Raw genomic sequence first — 16,050 nt, 5'->3', positions numbered from 1 at the left:
CATGCGCAAGCTCGTGGTCCTGCCCGAAGAGGGCGATCCATATGCGGATGAGGTTGTCTGCGCCAGGGAACGCCTGAACGGCGACGTGCCCGTGGTGTCGTTGCAGGATCTCACTGTGGGTCGCCTGGAAAAGGAAGGCACCGAGGTGGTGATTTCCGCGGGGCTGCCACGGCAGTGGTACTTCACCCTCAAGGGCATGGACGTGGTCACCGTTACCTTGGGTGAGCGGGAACGGTTTTACGAGCTTTCGGACATCGTCATTGATTGCCGGAACGACAATCCCAAGCGTTACTTCGTCAGTTCCGAGCACACCGTCTGCAATAATCAGGATTTCAATTTCGAGAACATCGCCAACCTGATCCGCAAGCTGGATTGGGACTCGGAATTTTTCGGCTTCAACGTGGCGTTCGTGTCCTGCATGCATTTGACTGAGACCATTGTCCGGCGCATTGAGCGCTTCATCCGCCGCGAGGATATCCGGTTGGTGGAATATCAGTGCAATTGCCACGATGCGCGCAGCGTGCGCGTAGCCGAGGACAACGGCTACAGGTTCACGGACATCCGTCTGACCTATGAGCGTTCCTTGAACGGGCACGAACCTGTTGAGTTGCCCGCCGGGGTGACCTTCGCCAGGGCCGGCGAGGCTGATATCCCGAGGCTGCGGGAGATTGCCCGGGGTCTTTACGAGGACAGCCGCTACATCTTTGATCGCAATTTCGACCCGGTGCGCATCGACGAATTCTACCAGGGGTGGGTGGCCAAGGGGGTGCGCGGCCAGTACGACGACGAATGCTGGTGCCTGTATGATCAGGATGTCCCCTTCGCCTTTTGCACGTTGAGCTATCTAAAGGAGAATACAGCGAATATCGGCCTGGTGGGGCTTGATCAGGGACACCAGGGCGGAGGCCACGGAGGCCGGCTCATGCGTAGTGTGTTCAACGCCCTTGTGGTGCAGGGCGTGAAGAGCGTCAGGGTTGTCACCCAGGGCCGCAACTACGGGGCCCAGAACCTGTATCAGAGCGTGGGCTTCCGCACCAGGATCACCCAACTCTGGTACCACAAATGGTTATAAGGCAAAGAGCCATGAACAGCGGACTTGCACTTTGGGGGCGCGCCGTCGCCTCCATCCCCGGCGGCAACGGGCTGCTCTCCAAACGTCCCGATCGCTACGCACCGGACATTTGGCCTGCGTATTTCACGTCCTGTTCCGGCGTGAGCGTCACGGATCTCGACGGCAACACTTATACTGACATGGCCCAGATGGGCATCGGCTCGGCCATCCTGGGCTACGCCCATCCCGAGCTCACCGAAGCCGTGGTCAAGGCCGCTCGGGACGGGGTGAACTGCACCCTCAATTGCCCCGAGGAGGTCTACCTGGCCGAGCGGCTGTTGGAGCTCAATTCCTTTGCCGGGGGAGTGAAGTTCGCGCGCACGGGCGGCGAGGCCATGGCCATGGCCGTGCGTATCGCCCGGGCCCATTCGGGCCGGGACAAGGTCGCCTTCTCGGGCTATCACGGCTGGAGCGACTGGTACCTGGCCACCAACCTTCGAGGCGACGAGGGCTTGGCCGACCATCTGCTGCCCGGCCTGGAGCCCGTTGGCGTTCCCAAGGGGCTCAAGAACACCGCCGTGCCTTTCCTGTACAACGATGTGACCGACTTTCGGCGTGTCATGGACGAGCATCCCGACGTGGGCGTGATCTGCGTGGAGGGAGCGCGGTACGATTTCCCGTCCAGTGATTTCCTGGCGGCCATCATGAAAGAGTCCAAACAGCGCGGCATCGTGGTCGTGTCCGACGAGATCACCTCGGGCTGGCGCATGACCGACGGCGGCGTGTACAAGCTAAACGGCTTTGAGCCGGATATCGTGGTCTACGCCAAGGCCATGGGCGGCGGCTTCGCCATCGCGGCCGTGGTGGGTCGTGCGGACGTCATGGACGCGGCCCAGGACACTTTCATCTCTTCCACCATGTGGACCGAGCGGGTGGGCTTCGCTGCCGCCCTGGCCGTCATAGACGTCTTCACCCGCGACCGGGTCTGGGAATCCCTGGTCCGCACGGGCGAGCGCATCGGCGCGGGCTGGACGGACCTGGCCGGGAAGCATGGGCTGGACCTGTATGTCACGGACTTTAAGCCCCTGGTCTCTTTCAAGCTGCACTACGGGGACGACAACAACGCTTTGCTTACGCTGTTCACTCAGGAGATGCTCAGGCGCGGATACTTGGCGGCGTCCAGCGTCTACGTGTGCGCGGCGCATGGCCAAGAGGTGGTGGACCGCTATCTGGATGTTGCCGACGAGGTGTTCGGCATATTGGCCCAGGCCGTGGACAAGGGTGATGTGGCCGGGCGCCTGGAAACCAGGCCTCGCACCGACGCCTTCCAGAGGCTGACGAAATGATCTCCGCCATCATCCAGGCCCGTATGGGCTCCACGCGTCTGCCGGGCAAGGTCCTCAAACCTTTGGGTGGCAAGCCTATGCTCCAGGTGCAGATCGAGCGCGCCCGGCTGGCTCACAGGCTGGACGAGGTGGTTGTGGCCACGTCTTCACTGCCCGGCGATGACGCCATCGCGGATTTCTGCACGGGGTTTGAGGTGCCCTGCTTCCGGGGATCGGAAACTGATGTGTTGTCGCGGTATCATGGCTGTGCCAGGGAGCGAGGGGCCGATGTGATTGTCCGGCTTACGGCGGATTGTCCCCTGACCGACCCCGATGTCATAGATGCCGTGGTGGAGCTTCGTGAGCGCGAGGATGCCGACTATGCCTGCAACACCGTGCCCCCGGACACCGGGCGTTGGCCCGATGGGAGCGACGTGGAGGTGTTTACCAGGGCTGCCTTGGAGCGTGCCCACACTGAGGCCCGCGAGGATCGCGAACGGGAGCACGTGACCTTTTACCTTTGGGAGCACGCTGCAGACAGGGGCTTCAAGACCACGCAACTCGGGCGTGACTTCGACTTGTCTCATTTGCGTTTCACGGTCGATTATCCCGAGGATTTCGAAGTGGTCGAGTTCGTGTTCGAAGAATTGCGCCGTAAGAGGTTGTTTGGCCATGTGGACGAAGTGGCCACTCTTATTGAGGCCAATCCGGACATCAAGTGCAAGAATGAAAAGTACTTTTTTGGCATTGGATGGGGAAAGAAGTAGGTGGACAGTTCATCGGCATGCGAACGCGCCCAAAGGGGGCTGACCCTCGCGCTGGACTCCATGGGCCTGCCTCGGGAGCGCGTGCTCATGTTGCATGTGCGTATGCGCGGATTGCATGCGGACACGGGGTTGTCCTACGCGGAATGTACCCGCATTGTGCTCGCCGCCGTAGCGGATTTTTCACCCCGGGCTGTCCTGGTTCCCGCCTTCACCTACAGCTTCACCCGGAGCGGCGTGTTTCATCGACGTTTTTCGCGTTCTGAGGCTGGCCGTTTTTCAGAGGAAGTACGCTTGAATCATGCCCGCTATCGGACGCCGGATCCGATCTTCAGCGTCATGGACACGATGGACTGGCTGGAGAGCCAGCAAGGGATGCGCTTTGATGGCGCCTTCGAGCCGGAGTGCGTCTGGGAGCGGCTGTGGGGCGAGGACGCCGTGATTGTTAATTTGGGCATTGAAAGTATGGTGGCCACACAAATTCATTATGTTGAGCGACTTGCCGGAGCTCCATGGCGCACCCATGTGAGCATGCCCGGGGTTGTTTACGAAGATGATACCCATTTTCGGCATGTGGACTATGATTTCTATGCTCGCGATATGGCGCAGAACAGGCTGCTCGACTGGCCGCGCATTCGGCGTTTTTTGGAAGACGATGGGGCCTTGCGCACCGGAGAGGCCTTGGGGGTGAACCTGGCTTGGATCAGTTGCCGGGAATTGCACTCGAGGTTGGAGAAGCGCGTAGCAGAGATGCCTGAGGCCTTAGTCGTGCAGAAGTAGTTTTGAGAGAACGTCTTTTGCCTTGGTGGTTGTGATGGCTGGGAAAGTTAAGCTGACGAAGAGGGAATACGATGACTGTACTTAAAGGCTGCACGAGGGAAAGCAACACGACGGGTGAGCTCTACGGCAATTATTCCTTCGGCAACATGTACGAGCAGATCCTCAATGAGCAAGGCATCGAAAGGCTTAAAGATATTGTGGCGCACGATTTGCGGACTGCCGGCGTGTTTGGGCGATTGCCAAAGATGCGGATGATGGACGTTGGGACTGGGCGGCAGGCATTGAGCATGGCTTTGCTCGGTGCCGGTTCGGTTGACCACTACGACATCTCCCATGAGCACGTTGCGCGTTTCTCTGACTTGCTGCGGGCGAGGTTCCCCGAACTGCCCGTCAAGACGCGGCGCCTTGACCTATGCCTCGAGGGATTGCCGACCGGCTTGTACGATTTTGTCTATTTGTCTGGTATCGTGCAGCATTTTTCGGATCCTGCCCAGGGGCTGCGCAACTGCGCAGGTGCGGTGAAGCAGGGGGGGCTTATCTGGATCTATTTTTACCGCTCCGGAACATTCAAATGGTTCGTAGCGGAAATGATCCGGAGTCTGCTCTCTGTCGAAGATTTGGACCGCTTTTTTTATTCATCAGCACAAATATATGCAGCAGGAGACATTACTAATCCGGTCACAAGCCAGATCATGGATGATTTTTTCGCCCCGTACATCCATCTGTTTTCTCCACAGGATTACATGGAATTCATGCGACTGCTCGGTTTTCGCCTGGCCTCCAGCAGCCACGCTGATCCGTTGTCATCTTGTAATCATGATATGTGCCATCATAGCGCCGTCCTTGTTTTTCAGCGTGAAGACATGCAGGAGCTTGATCTCGTGGAAACAGGCGATTTGCTGAAGCCGTCAAGTGATGTATATCAATTAAATCCAGATCTATACGATGATGATCAGTCAAAAGAACTTATTGCGTTGTTTGATGAAGTCAGGTCATTGCTTGAGAGGAAAGGCGATGATGTCTTTCGATTCAGTCTTTGTATCGCCTTGCATCGCATTGCTGGCCCTCAATATTATGGAGATCAGGAGCTTCCTCCAAAAAGAAATGAGTTGAAGGGCGTCTTGTTGAGCGCAAGACAGTATTTGCTCCAAGTATAGGGCGTTGTCGTTGGAGAAACTTATACTAGTGTGGAGGTACCATGGTCCCCAGGGCGAGTAAATTCTTTTGGGAAAAAACAGTCGATCAGGTGTGTCATGAATATTTTTATATTCGCCATCTGTACGAGATTAGAAATAGGCAGCCATTTGTCAACGCACCAATGCATGAGCTCTTTATTGAGTCGACGAATGTATGCAACCTGAAGTGTCTGCACTGCATCCAACGGAAGAAGACGCGCAGGCCTACGGAAATAGAACTCGATATTGTGGAAAAGATCTTGGATGATGTCATGTTCTATAAGCCGTTCACGACATTCCAGGGGCAAGGCGAGCCCATGATGGACCAGCGCCTGCCTCAGTTGTATCGCATGTGCACGGAGCGAGGCATTCCGAGCATGCTCGTGACCAACGGTACGTTGATGACCGAGGAAAGGGCTGTCTCCCTTCTGGAGTCCGGCCTTCAGTTCGTTGTCTGGTCCATTCCCGGCGGAACGCAGGAGGTCTACGAAAAGATTCAGGTCGGGGCCAAGTATCCTGTGCTACTCGAGAATTTGGTCCGTTTCCTGCGCATCCAGCGCGAGATGGGCAAGGAGCATGTGCGGGTCCGCACGTTGTATGTGGACACTGGTCACGAGAAGGACAGGGCGCGCTATCAGGAATTGTTCAACAGGTTGCCCATCGATAAGGTTACCGTTCAGAAATACTTCAACTATTACGGTGATGACGAGTGGAGCCACATGTCGGGGCAGGGCACCTTGGACAACACCAAGGAGCCTGGCTTGTCTTTGGTCAGGAACTGCAAGAAGCCCTGGTCCTTCTGCACCGTGCGCTCGGAAGGCAATATTTCGGCCTGCATCACCGATTACGATGCCAAGTGTGTTGTCGGTGATCTGCACGATCAGCGGATTTTCGATATCTGGAACGGAGAGAGATATCAGGCCATGCGCAAGGCCGTTTTGGCCGGGGATTTTGAAAGCGTGCCCGGCATGAAGGAAACATGTGCCCGGTGCGGCAATCCCGAAGGCTTTCATCCTCTCCATAACCAGTCCTGGCAGCAACTGTTCGGGGATCAGGTCAAGGCGATGTTCGACAGGGGCCATGTCGAGGCTTGGCTGTCCAATCCTGAGGAGTTGGCCAGCAAGTGGAAATATCTTGAAGAGCACGGCGACGAATGGATTGAAGAGGTCCTGTCGTATCAGCCTGACAGTTCGTCGGAATAGGCGGGAATGGTATGAAAAAATGGCTGTATTTCAAAAGCAACGACCTTGTCAGTCGCCGGGGAATTGATTTCAAACCATTTCACTCCCCGGATGGGGAGACCGACTGGGAACAGCGCTACCGTAACAAGGTCGGGAGCATGGACGAGGCTGCCTGGGAGTTCCAGAAACAGGCCAAGGCCGATGTCCTCGCTGCCGTCGAACCCTGGTTGCGTGAGCGATTTCCGGATCCGGGCGAGGTGCGCATCCTTGAATTGGCCTGCGGATTCGCTGGAGTGGGGCTGGAGCTGCTTGCCCGAGGTTATGACGTGCACGTGTCGGATTACAGCCCGTCTCTTGTCCAGGAATTGCTGGTCCCGCGTCTCAAGGCTTTGGGGCACGACCCTTCGCGGGCCTTTGTGGCTGACGTGATGGATCTCTCCGGGATCGCTTCCGGCCGGAACGGCGGCGCGGGCTACGACGTGGTCCTTAGTTCCGGCTTGTACGGTTTTCAGGACATGGGCCGTATGGACGTGGCCTACCGGGAGGTCCATTCCCTTCTCAGGCCCGGAGGGCTCTTTGTTCACTGGGCTGACAGTTACCGCAACGGTTACGTGGACATGGTGACGACTTCGCCCTTTCGGCAAGTCGTCAATGGCTGGTATGCGGTCATCGGTTGCTGGCAGGGGGCTCTCCAACTGCTCAAGGCCAACCCAAAGGTGCGCAGGTTGCTGGGCCGTTCCCCGATTCCCCCTTTGTGCGTGGATTCCATGTTCTACGGTTGGCTGCTGACCGAGGAGCAGATGAAGGGGCTGTTGGCAGGAGCCGGGTTCGAGGTGCTCAACGCCAGTCATCTTTGCGCCGGTCAAGGCCAAGTCAGCAGGGGGCAGACCTTGTCCTGGCTGGGCGGCCTGTGGAACCGGCTGAAGATCCATGACGAGATGAAAATGTGGGGTCAGCGGCTTTTTCTCGTTGTCCAGGCCCGCGCCAAGAATGAAGCAACCCATGGGGTCCGGTGATGTGCGGTATTTGCGGCATTGTTGATTTCAAAGGTCGACCGGTCTTGCCGAAAACAGTTGAAAAAATGAAGGAAACCATGGCCCATCGCGGGCCGGACGACGGCGGGATGCACGTTGAGGGCTCCATGGGGTTCGGATTCCGCCGCCTGTCCATCGTCGACCTTCAGGCGGGGGCCCAGCCCATGACCAACGAGGATGGCTCCGTGTGGATCGTCTTCAACGGCGAGATATACAACCATCAGGAGTTGCGGCCGGGCCTCATGGCCAAGGGGCACACATTCAAGACCCGGGCGGACACCGAGGCTATCATCCACCAGTACGAGGAGGATGGGCCCGCTTGTGTCGAGCGACTGCAGGGTATGTTCGGGTTCGCGGTCTGGGATGGACGCCGCAAGACCTTGACCCTCGCCCGCGACAGGTTCGGCATCAAGCCCCTGTACTACTTGGAACGCGATGGCAGGCTGTATTTCGGCTCGGAGATCAAGGCTATTCTCGCCGCGCTGGATCAGAGCCCTGAGATCAATGCTGCCGACGCCGCCGAGTTCATGAATTTCGGTTTTCTGGCCGGGGCCAGGACCATGTTTAAGGATATCATGAACCTGTTGCCCGGTTCCACCATGACGTTCTCTCCGGAAGGTCGCAAGGAGCGGGTCTACTACACCGTGCCCCTGCTCTGGGATACTCCGCCCGAAGTCAACGAGAGCTACAACGCCTTGGAGTGGATGTGGCGAGTGCGCACGGGCCTGGACATATCTTTGCAACAGCGCTTTATGGCCGACGTGCCCTTCGGAGTCATGCTCTCGGGCGGGGTGGATTCCTCGCTCATGACATTGCGCGCCCAGCATCTGCGCCAGGATCCCTTGGACACGTTCAATGTGCGTATGCCGCCGCCGGTCACCGACGAAGGACCCTACGCCACTGCCGTGTCCAAGGTTGCCGGTACGCATCATTGGGAAGTCTACGGAAAGGAAAGCAGCGCCCTGGATTTGCTCACAAAAATGGCTTGGCACCACGACGAGCCCATGTGCTTCGACAATGGCGTCTGGGTGTATGCCATCTGCAGTCTGGCGCGGGAGCACAAGGAGAAGGTCCTTCTTTCGGGAGAGGGAGCAGACGAGGTTTTCGGCGGTTACATTCGCTACAAGGAAACCCTCCAGCGTTATTATGGGCTGGAGCATGCCAGAATGGGTGGGTCCCTGACTGATCGAGCCACGGCAGCCTCGGACCATTTGGCGTTTTCATGCTCCCTGAACCTGGATGAAACCCTGTTGCTCTCCAGTGCGGTATATTCAGCGGGCAAGGTGGCCCGGCTCCTGGGCACCATCGAGTGGGACAACCCCTACCGGGGCCAGGTGCTGGAGCGCGTGTCCCGTATCAAGGATCCCGTCCGTTCTCTCATGGCCCTGGACCAAGCCATTAGGCTGGTGGCGCTGCTTACCCGCATGGACAAGATGGGCATGGCCGCGAGCGTGGAAGTTCGGGTCCCGTATCTTGATCATCGATTCGTGGAGGAGGCTTCCACCATTCCCGCTCATTTGCTGATTCATCCCGATCAGCAGGAAGAGAATGGTTATGCTACAAAATCTTTGCTCAAGCGTCTTGCCCTGGGAGAAGGCGTGCCCCGGGACGCCATTTACAGGCGTAAGGTCGGGCTGGCTACGCCCATGAGTGATTGGCTCAAGAACCCCGATGGCCTTGGCCGTTATCTGGTGCGGCTGCTTGAGAAGAATGGCCGGGGCATATTCGATCCTAAGGAAATCCGGTCCATATGGGACGACCATCGAAGCGGACGGGAGGACTCGCGAGTAGTCCTCTGGTGGATGGTTTCGCTGGAGATGTGGGCCGAGCATTTTATCGACAACTAGGATCAGTTCATGCAACGCATTGTAGTGGAGAGTGAGGCGGCCTATCGGTATGCCGCTGCACAGGCTTCCCAAGAACGGGTATGGCTGACCACTTCACCGTGGCTTTTGGATTTGCTACCTCGTGAGGGGGAAACGGTTGTTTCGCTTGAAGCGGGGGTCGAGAGCTGCGACGAAGTCGTCTTCGGCAAGATCGCCATGGAGCTTGCCGGGGCGGTCGCGGACCACCTTGATTCGATGGAGACGGGCGACTTCAAGCTTGGATCGGCCATGTATGCGGCCCTGCACATGAGTTGCAATCCTTTGTTGTATAAGGCGTGGCTGTTGTGTCGGGCGCTTGCGGAAGGCGATCTCATCATAGTGGGATTGCCCGACATGGTTCTCCCCAGAACGTTGGGATGTGCTGCCGGGCGCTTTGATACGCTGTACGCGGCCATAGCGTCGCGCACGGTGAGCGGGCCCGAGGTGTGGCGGTTTGAGGATCGTAGCGGGGACGATCAGGTCAAGCGGATGCGGTCTGTGGGGGCGAGTTTATTTGAACGTTTGATTTTTTTGGTTAATTCTCGGGCTTGCTCGTTGTGGCTCAGATTCGTCAGGAAGGCACTGGGGGGGAAATGGCCGGGGCTGCCCGGCGCTCGGTTGTTTTTGATGGGGCGACAATGCGAATTGCTGGAGGAAACGGCTTTTGCGTTGGCGCTCCGGGGTTGTCGGTTGCAGTTGATTGATATGCCATCGGAGGAGAGCGAGGGCGCAGAGATTCCTCAAGGCTTCGATGCTCAAGGCCTGGAGACGTTGTTGTGGGAGCGGCTGAAACGCATTTGCCTGGATCAAGGGCTGCCATGTGGTGAGGTGCAACGGGCTGCTCTGGGTGCGTTTATGGAACTGCTCGTTGAGGGCCTGCGTCACTTCCTGCCTACACTCCACGCTGTGGAGGGTTTGGCATCATCCGTCGAGGTTGTTGGATGCGACGCCTTGTTGACAAATGGCTTGTCCGCTGTTTCTGAGCGCTTGTTATTCCAGGCGTTGGACCGGGCAGGGGTCACGGTGGTCGGATTCGAGCATGGGCTGCATGATGGCCTGGGAACATCAAGTCTGTATTCAGTTGGGAATTGTTCGACGTTACAGAGCCATGGCGTCGTCTGTTTGACCCCCGCCGCCGCAGAGCATTTTACGCGCCATGGAGCCGAGCAACAGTTTGCCATCGCAGGTGCATTCGGAGAGGTTCGGCGCGTCAAGATGCGTTGGTTGCAGCGGTTTTTTGTCAGCAGGCAGATCAGTGTGGGGAGGAATGAAAAGGTCTGCATGTATGTCATGACAAGCAATCGAAACAATGTGCTGCAAGGTCCTCATGGTCAAATTGACAAAGAATTCAGTTTGATCACGAGCAGCGTAGCCAAAATTCTCCATAATTCCCCATATTCGGCCCTGCTTAAGCAATACCCCTCCAATCGTTATCTTGATCCTGAACCGCTCGAACATCGTTACGCCGACGCAGGCACGACCCGAGTACTTCAATACATGGAGTACCGCTATGTGCGCAGTTGCGCGGACGTCATCGTGTTGGACAGCGCCCAGAGCGTTTTGGCCTGGGCCTGGGGAACCGATCGGCCGTTGGTGTTTTTGCAACTGCCTTCAGACCCTTTGCTGCCGGAAGCTCGCCGAGCGTTCGAACATGCTATATTCTTTATCGATTTGGCAGAGAGCGGCTGGGAGGAGAAATTGACGGAACTCCTTTGGATGCCGTTGGAAGAATTGCAGGCCAAGTGGAAGGCTAAAGAGGAGCGGCGGCAATGTGTGAGCGAGCACTTCATCATGGGGCCGGAGGGGAACTCAGGGGCGAGGGCTGCCAAGGCTGTGCTCGATTGGGTTGGGCGAAAGCGGCTCACCACTAGTCATGACAAGAACGGTTGTCCGCACGGGAGGGCATGATGGGACAGGCGATGAGAAAGCCGTTTCTCGTGGGGGAGCGCATTTATCTGCGTCCCCTGGAAGTCGAGGATGTTACGGACGAATATCTGCACTGGATGAACAACGCCGCCCTGGCAAAATTCATCCCCGCCATGACCTTCCCGGGTACGCGGGCCAGGGTGGAGGAATACGTGCGGCGGGAATCAGGCAGGCCGGAGGTGGTTTTTTTGGCCATCATCGAGAAGGCCACGAACAGGCACATAGGCAACATCAAGCTCGGCCCCATCAATTGGCTGGACCGGCGTGCCGAATACGGCCGCCTTATCGGAGACATGTCCGTCCGCTCCAAAGGATATGGCTCCGAGGCCGTGCGACTCATTCTGGGATACGCTTTCGATCAACTTAACCTGCACAAGGTGTATGCCTCGTGCCTAGCTTCCAATGCGCCGGCAATCCGTTCGAATCAGAAGAATGGTTTGGAGATCGAGGCATCCTTCAAGGAATACCGTTTTGTGGAAGGCCATTTTGAGGATGTGGTGTACATGGGCATAACGCGGCAGACTTGGTTGGCTAGGCCGAGGGAACACGCGTGAGTTCACGCACTGTGGAGATTTCCCTGAAACGCTTGTCGTTTTTTGGCCTGACGGGCTGGCGCATCGCCCTGTTCGTGGGATTGACCACGCTGACGGGAGTGTTCGAGGGCTTCGGCATGGCCATGTTCCTGCCCGTTCTGGAGTTCGTCGAGAAGGGCCAGGACTTGGCCCTGTTGGCCGGGCAGTCGGCCATGTGGGAGCGGCTGATAAGGGCGTTTCGGTTTGTGGGCTGGGAAATCACTCTGGCTACGCTGTTGGCGGCGGCCCTAGGCGTGATGATGGTCAGGGTTGGGCTCATGTACGCTAGACAAATCTATTCCGTCTGGCTGTCTAATACAATTCTGCACGTGACTAGGACCAAGCTTTTCGACGTTTATATGAAAATGGACTACGGGGCCTATGCCGGGCATTCCAGCGGGGCCATCATCAACATGCTGACCATCGAGTCACAGCGTGTGGGCGGCGGCTTCAGTGGCTTGCTGGCCCTGGTGGCCAATGCCGTGGTGGTTGTGGGGTTCCTGGTTGTCTTGCTCTGGCTGTCCGCGCCCATGACTCTATTGGCGGCCGGATTTCTTGGGTTGGCCAGTTGCGTGGTCCTGTTTTACGTGCGTCACACTCGGCGTTGCAGCAACGCGGTGCATGTGGCCAACGATCTTTATTCCCGTGGTGTTCTGGAGCGCCTGGGGGCCTTCAGGCTCATCAAGTTGACCATGACCGGCCCCCGAGAATCAGACAGGATCAGCCACACCTCGGGCTACGTGCGCGACACCAATTATTGGATGGCTAAGCTTCAGGCCCGGGTGGATCTATTTCTGGAGCCGTTGGTGTTGCTCTCGGGTGGGATCATCCTGTTTTTGTCCGTGACCTCCTTTGGCATGAGTATCTCCCAGCTTGGTCTGTTTATGCTTGTGCTCATGCGCCTTTTGCCCTTGTGCAAAGAATTGCTCCGCTCGCGCCAGTCCTGGGTGGGCAGCCTAGGCAGTCTGGACGCCGTGCTCCAGGATTTGGAATGGGCAAAGACGAGCCAGGAAGCCACCGGGGGCAACAAACGTTTTGAGCGTCTATCGAGGGGCATTACCCTAAAGGACGTGAGCTTCGTTTATCCGGGCAAAGATGTTCCAGCCCTGCAAGATATGACCATGGATATTCCGGCGGGCAGGATTACGGCCCTGGTCGGCCCCTCGGGCGCGGGCAAGACCACGCTGGCCGACCTGCTCCCCCGGTTGCGCGTTCCGCAGCGTGGGCGGCTGCTTTACGACGGCGTGGATGGGGCTGAATACGACCTGGTTTCCCTGCGCACGGGCATGGCCTTCGTGTCCCAAGATGCGGCCATTTTGGACGATTCCGTTGCCGAGAATTTACGTTTTGTACGCTCTGATGCCACGGATGCGGATATGTGGGACGCCTTGGACAGGGCGCGTGCCAAGGAATTCGTGATGGCCTTGCCCCAGGGCCTGGAGACCCGTCTGGGCGAACGTGGGGTTTTGCTTTCGGGTGGCCAGAGGCAGCGCCTGTCCCTGGCCAGGGCGCTGTTGCAGCACACAGGGGTGCTCATCCTTGACGAGCCCACAAGCGCTTTGGATTCGGAAACAGAGGCTGATATCCAGCGCGTCATCGACGATCTTCGCACAGCGGGTGAGACCACCATCGTCATCATTGCCCATCGCCTGTCCACTATCCGCGGCGCGGATCATATTGTGGTTTTGGAGGACGGGCGCATCAAGGAGCAGGGTACCCACGCAGAACTCATGGTTTCCGAGGAATGGTACAGCCGCGTTTCGGGATTACAGTCCGCAGGGTAGGCGGATAGGAGCATTTATGGAACTAGGTGGAAAGAAGATACTGGTCACCGGGGCAGATGGGTTCATTGGCTCGCATCTGACCGAGGCGCTGGTGCGCAGCGGGCACGACGTGCGTGCCTTCGTGCTCTACAATTCGTTCAACTCCTGGGGCTGGCTTGATCACAGCACCCCCGAGATCAGGAAGGGTCTGGACGTCTTCGCCGGCGACGTGCGCGATCCCAACGGCGTGCGCACGGCCATGCGGGGCTGCGACGTGGTGCTGCACCTGGCCGCGCTCATCGCCATACCCTATTCGTACCATTCGCCGGACACCTACGTGGACACCAACGTCAAGGGCACCCTGAACGTGGTCCAGGCGGCCCGCGACCTGGGCGTGGAGCGCGTGGTACACACATCCACCAGTGAGGTCTACGGCACGGCCCGCTACGTGCCCATCGACGAGGAGCATCCGCTGCAGGGCCAGAGCCCGTATTCGGCCTCCAAGATCGGGGGTGACCAGATCGCGTTCTCGTTCCACAAGAGCTTCGACACGCCCGTGAGTGTGATCCGGCCCTTCAACACCTACGGCCCGCGCCAGAGCGCCCGGGCCATCATCCCCACGGTCATTACACAGATCGCCGCTGGCAAGCGCACGCTGAAGCTGGGCTCCCTGCACCCCACCAGGGACATGAATTTTGTGGCCGACACGGCGCGGGCATTCATGGCCGTGGCCTGCTGCGACGAGGCCGTGGGCCGGGTGGCCAACGTGGGCAGCAATTACGAGATTTCCATGGGCGGCCTGGTGGGGCTCATCGCCAAGGTCATGGACGCCGACGTGGAGATCGTCACCGACGACCAACGCGTGCGGCCGGAAAAGAGCGAGGTGGAGCGGCTGTGGGCGGACAACGCTTTCATCCGCAAACTCACGGGATGGGCGCCAGAATACGGCGGCCTCGACGGCCTGGAGCGCGGTCTGCGGGAGACGGTGGACTGGTTTCGCGTTCCGGAGAACCTGAAGATGTACAAGGCCGACCTGTACAATATGTAGGCTGGTGGAGTGATGCGTATCGTCTTTATCGGCAGCGTGGAGTTCAGCAGGCGGATGCTGGCCGTGTGTCTGGACGCCGGTGTGCAGGTGGTCGGCGTAGTCGCCAAACCAGAGTCCGCCTACAACGTCGATTTCGTGGACCTCGCTTGCATGGCGGATGCCCATGGTTTGGATTTGCTGCACACCAAATGCATAAACGCCCCCGAGACCCTGGCCTGGGCCCGCGAGCATCGCCCGGATGTCATCTTCTGCTTCGGCTGGTCCTCGCTGCTGGGCCGGGAACTGCTGGCCATTCCGCCCTTGGGTGTGGTGGGTTATCACCCTGCCATGCTGCCTTCCAACCGAGGGCGACATCCTTTGATTTGGGCCTTGGCCCTGGGCCTGGAATGCACGGGGTCGACGTTTTTTTTCATGGACGAGGGTGCGGACTCCGGGGACATTCTCAGCCAGAGTGAAATGCCTATCGCCTACGAGGATGACGCGGCCGTCCTGTACGAGCGCATGTGCGCGACCGCCGCTATCCAGGTTCGTGAATTCCTGCCCAGCTTGGCCGACGGCTCGTATGTTCGCGTGCCCCAGGACTCCGCCTGCGCCAATGCGTGGCGCAAGCGCGGTCGGTCCGATGGTCGCATTGATTTCCGCATGACCAGTCGCGCGATCTACAACTTGGTGCGCGCATTGACGCGCCCCTATCCCGGAGCGCACGTGGAGACTCCCGAAGGTGACGTCACGGTCTGGAAGATCAGGGAATGTGCGATCGCCCCGGCGAACCTGGAGCCCGGCAAGGTGCTTTGGGTTCGGGACGGAGGGATAGGGGTCAAATGTGGCCTGGGGGCGGTGGAGTTGGTGGAGCATGAATTCGAGGTCCTGCCGAACGAAGGAGACTATTTGTGAGCGAGATCGTCTTGGTCGTGGCCGTACACCCCGATGATGAAACCCTCGGGTGCGGGGGCACTCTGCTGAGGCATCTCGCGTCGGGCGATGCCGTGCATTGGTGTCTGGTCACCGGAATTTCTGAGGCCGGGGGCTGGCCCCCGGACGTCGTGGCTCGGCGCGAGGACGAGATACGCATCGTGGTCGAGTATTACGGCTTCGCCGGTGTGCATCGGCTGGGCTTCCCGGCCCCGCGGCTGTCCGAACAGCCCTTGGGCGACGTGGTCCAGGCTCTGGGCGACGTGGTCCGGGCCGTGGGGCCGACCACGCTTTACCTGCCCTTCCTGGGGGACGCGCACAGCGACCACCGGATCGCCTTTCAGGCCGCGTACACCTGCGCGAAATGGTTCCGGTATCCTTCCATACGTCGCGTGTTGGCCATGGAGACGCCGTCCGAAACGGATTTCGCCCCGCCCGTGGGGCAAGGTTTCGCACCTAACGTGTTCGTGGACGTGAGCGTCCATTTTAAGGGCAAGCTGGAGGCCATGCGGCTCTATGGCCAGGAGTTGGGCGATCACCCCTTTCCGCGCAGCGAACGAGGCATGGAGGCCTTGGCCGTGACGCGAGGCGCGGTCTGCGGCTGTGAATACGCCGAGGCCTTCATGCTGCTCAAGGAAATTCGGCGGTAGGCGA

14 protein-coding genes are annotated in these 16,050 nt (G+C 58.7%); all 14 read left to right on the top strand.

From position 1 onward, the window contains the following. Window position 1: 1 nt before the first annotated feature. The 14 genes from ACYYG1_RS01335 (at window position 2) to ACYYG1_RS01270 (ending at window position 16,046) form a co-directional block, all read left to right on the top strand. The gene (locus tag ACYYG1_RS01335; protein WP_461208467.1) at window positions 2–1,072 is read left to right on the top strand and encodes a GNAT family N-acetyltransferase; all 1,071 of its coding nucleotides are present in this window, start codon (window positions 2–4) and stop codon (window positions 1,070–1,072) included. 11 nt (window positions 1,073–1,083) lie between these two features. After that, on the top strand, window positions 1,084–2,397 hold the full coding sequence (locus ACYYG1_RS01330) for an aminotransferase class III-fold pyridoxal phosphate-dependent enzyme (RefSeq protein ID WP_461208466.1): 1,314 nt from the start codon (window positions 1,084–1,086) through the stop codon (window positions 2,395–2,397). Then, window positions 2,394–3,143, top strand: a complete 750-nt coding sequence (locus ACYYG1_RS01325) for a cytidylyltransferase domain-containing protein (protein WP_461208465.1) — start codon at window positions 2,394–2,396, stop codon at window positions 3,141–3,143. Before ACYYG1_RS01330 ends, ACYYG1_RS01325 begins: the two co-directional genes overlap by 4 nt. Then, the gene (locus ACYYG1_RS01320) at window positions 3,144–3,920 is read left to right on the top strand and encodes an AAC(3) family N-acetyltransferase (protein WP_461208464.1); all 777 of its coding nucleotides are present in this window, start codon (window positions 3,144–3,146) and stop codon (window positions 3,918–3,920) included. A gap of 71 nt (window positions 3,921–3,991) precedes the next feature. Beyond that, window positions 3,992–5,077 (top strand): class I SAM-dependent methyltransferase, encoded by a 1,086-nt coding sequence (locus tag ACYYG1_RS01315; protein ID WP_461208463.1) that lies wholly within the window; start codon window positions 3,992–3,994, stop codon window positions 5,075–5,077. 41 nt (window positions 5,078–5,118) lie between these two features. Continuing rightward, a complete protein-coding gene (locus tag ACYYG1_RS01310) occupies window positions 5,119–6,297 on the top strand; it encodes a radical SAM/SPASM domain-containing protein (RefSeq protein ID WP_461208462.1) in 1,179 nt (392 codons plus the stop codon). A gap of 11 nt (window positions 6,298–6,308) precedes the next feature. Beyond that, on the top strand, window positions 6,309–7,292 hold the full coding sequence (locus ACYYG1_RS01305; protein ID WP_461208461.1) for a class I SAM-dependent methyltransferase: 984 nt from the start codon (window positions 6,309–6,311) through the stop codon (window positions 7,290–7,292). After that, window positions 7,292–9,157 (top strand): asparagine synthase (glutamine-hydrolyzing), encoded by a 1,866-nt coding sequence (gene asnB / locus ACYYG1_RS01300; RefSeq protein WP_461208460.1) that lies wholly within the window; start codon window positions 7,292–7,294, stop codon window positions 9,155–9,157. Before ACYYG1_RS01305 ends, asnB begins: the two co-directional genes overlap by 1 nt. 9 nt (window positions 9,158–9,166) lie before the next feature. Further along, on the top strand, window positions 9,167–11,083 hold the full coding sequence (locus ACYYG1_RS01295; protein ID WP_461208459.1) for a hypothetical protein: 1,917 nt from the start codon (window positions 9,167–9,169) through the stop codon (window positions 11,081–11,083). Beyond that, entirely contained in the window at window positions 11,080–11,655 is a 576-nt protein-coding gene (locus ACYYG1_RS01290; RefSeq protein ID WP_461208458.1) for a GNAT family N-acetyltransferase, read from the top strand. The genes ACYYG1_RS01295 and ACYYG1_RS01290 overlap by 4 nt, the downstream gene beginning before the upstream one ends. Beyond that, window positions 11,652–13,457: an ABC transporter ATP-binding protein gene (locus tag ACYYG1_RS01285; RefSeq protein ID WP_461208457.1), complete on the top strand. Its 1,806-nt coding sequence runs from the start codon at window positions 11,652–11,654 to the stop codon at window positions 13,455–13,457. Before ACYYG1_RS01290 ends, ACYYG1_RS01285 begins: the two co-directional genes overlap by 4 nt. A gap of 16 nt (window positions 13,458–13,473) precedes the next feature. Continuing rightward, a complete protein-coding gene (locus ACYYG1_RS01280; RefSeq protein ID WP_461208456.1) occupies window positions 13,474–14,484 on the top strand; it encodes an NAD-dependent 4,6-dehydratase LegB in 1,011 nt (336 codons plus the stop codon). 12 nt (window positions 14,485–14,496) lie between these two features. Beyond that, complete coding sequence (locus tag ACYYG1_RS01275; protein ID WP_461208455.1) at window positions 14,497–15,378, top strand: formyltransferase family protein; 882 nt, start codon at window positions 14,497–14,499, stop codon at window positions 15,376–15,378. Next, entirely contained in the window at window positions 15,375–16,046 is a 672-nt protein-coding gene (locus tag ACYYG1_RS01270) for a PIG-L deacetylase family protein (RefSeq protein WP_461208454.1), read from the top strand. The genes ACYYG1_RS01275 and ACYYG1_RS01270 overlap by 4 nt, the downstream gene beginning before the upstream one ends. Window positions 16,047–16,050: the final 4 nt, after the last annotated feature.

The organism is Desulfocurvus sp. DL1XJH-121 (assembly GCF_054819825.1).
Note: the sequence above shows the minus strand (reverse complement) of the source record. Positions and strands in the feature narration are given on the sequence as shown.

What these genes read in the sequence shown, in the direction of transcription:
- ACYYG1_RS01330 (WP_461208466.1), top strand. Translation starts at nt 1,084, where the DNA reads ATGAACAGCGGACTTGCACTTTGGGGGCGCGCCGTCGCCTCCATCCCC.
- ACYYG1_RS01290 (WP_461208458.1), top strand. Translation starts at nt 11,080, where the DNA reads ATGATGGGACAGGCGATGAGAAAGCCGTTTCTCGTGGGGGAGCGCATT.
- ACYYG1_RS01335 (WP_461208467.1), top strand. Translation starts at nt 2, where the DNA reads ATGCGCAAGCTCGTGGTCCTGCCCGAAGAGGGCGATCCATATGCGGAT.
- asnB (WP_461208460.1), top strand. Translation starts at nt 7,292, where the DNA reads ATGTGCGGTATTTGCGGCATTGTTGATTTCAAAGGTCGACCGGTCTTG.
- ACYYG1_RS01310 (WP_461208462.1), top strand. Translation starts at nt 5,119, where the DNA reads ATGGTCCCCAGGGCGAGTAAATTCTTTTGGGAAAAAACAGTCGATCAG.
- ACYYG1_RS01295 (WP_461208459.1), top strand. Translation starts at nt 9,167, where the DNA reads ATGCAACGCATTGTAGTGGAGAGTGAGGCGGCCTATCGGTATGCCGCT.
- ACYYG1_RS01275 (WP_461208455.1), top strand. Translation starts at nt 14,497, where the DNA reads ATGCGTATCGTCTTTATCGGCAGCGTGGAGTTCAGCAGGCGGATGCTG.
- ACYYG1_RS01280 (WP_461208456.1), top strand. Translation starts at nt 13,474, where the DNA reads ATGGAACTAGGTGGAAAGAAGATACTGGTCACCGGGGCAGATGGGTTC.
- ACYYG1_RS01305 (WP_461208461.1), top strand. Translation starts at nt 6,309, where the DNA reads ATGAAAAAATGGCTGTATTTCAAAAGCAACGACCTTGTCAGTCGCCGG.
- ACYYG1_RS01315 (WP_461208463.1), top strand. Translation starts at nt 3,992, where the DNA reads ATGACTGTACTTAAAGGCTGCACGAGGGAAAGCAACACGACGGGTGAG.
- ACYYG1_RS01325 (WP_461208465.1), top strand. Translation starts at nt 2,394, where the DNA reads ATGATCTCCGCCATCATCCAGGCCCGTATGGGCTCCACGCGTCTGCCG.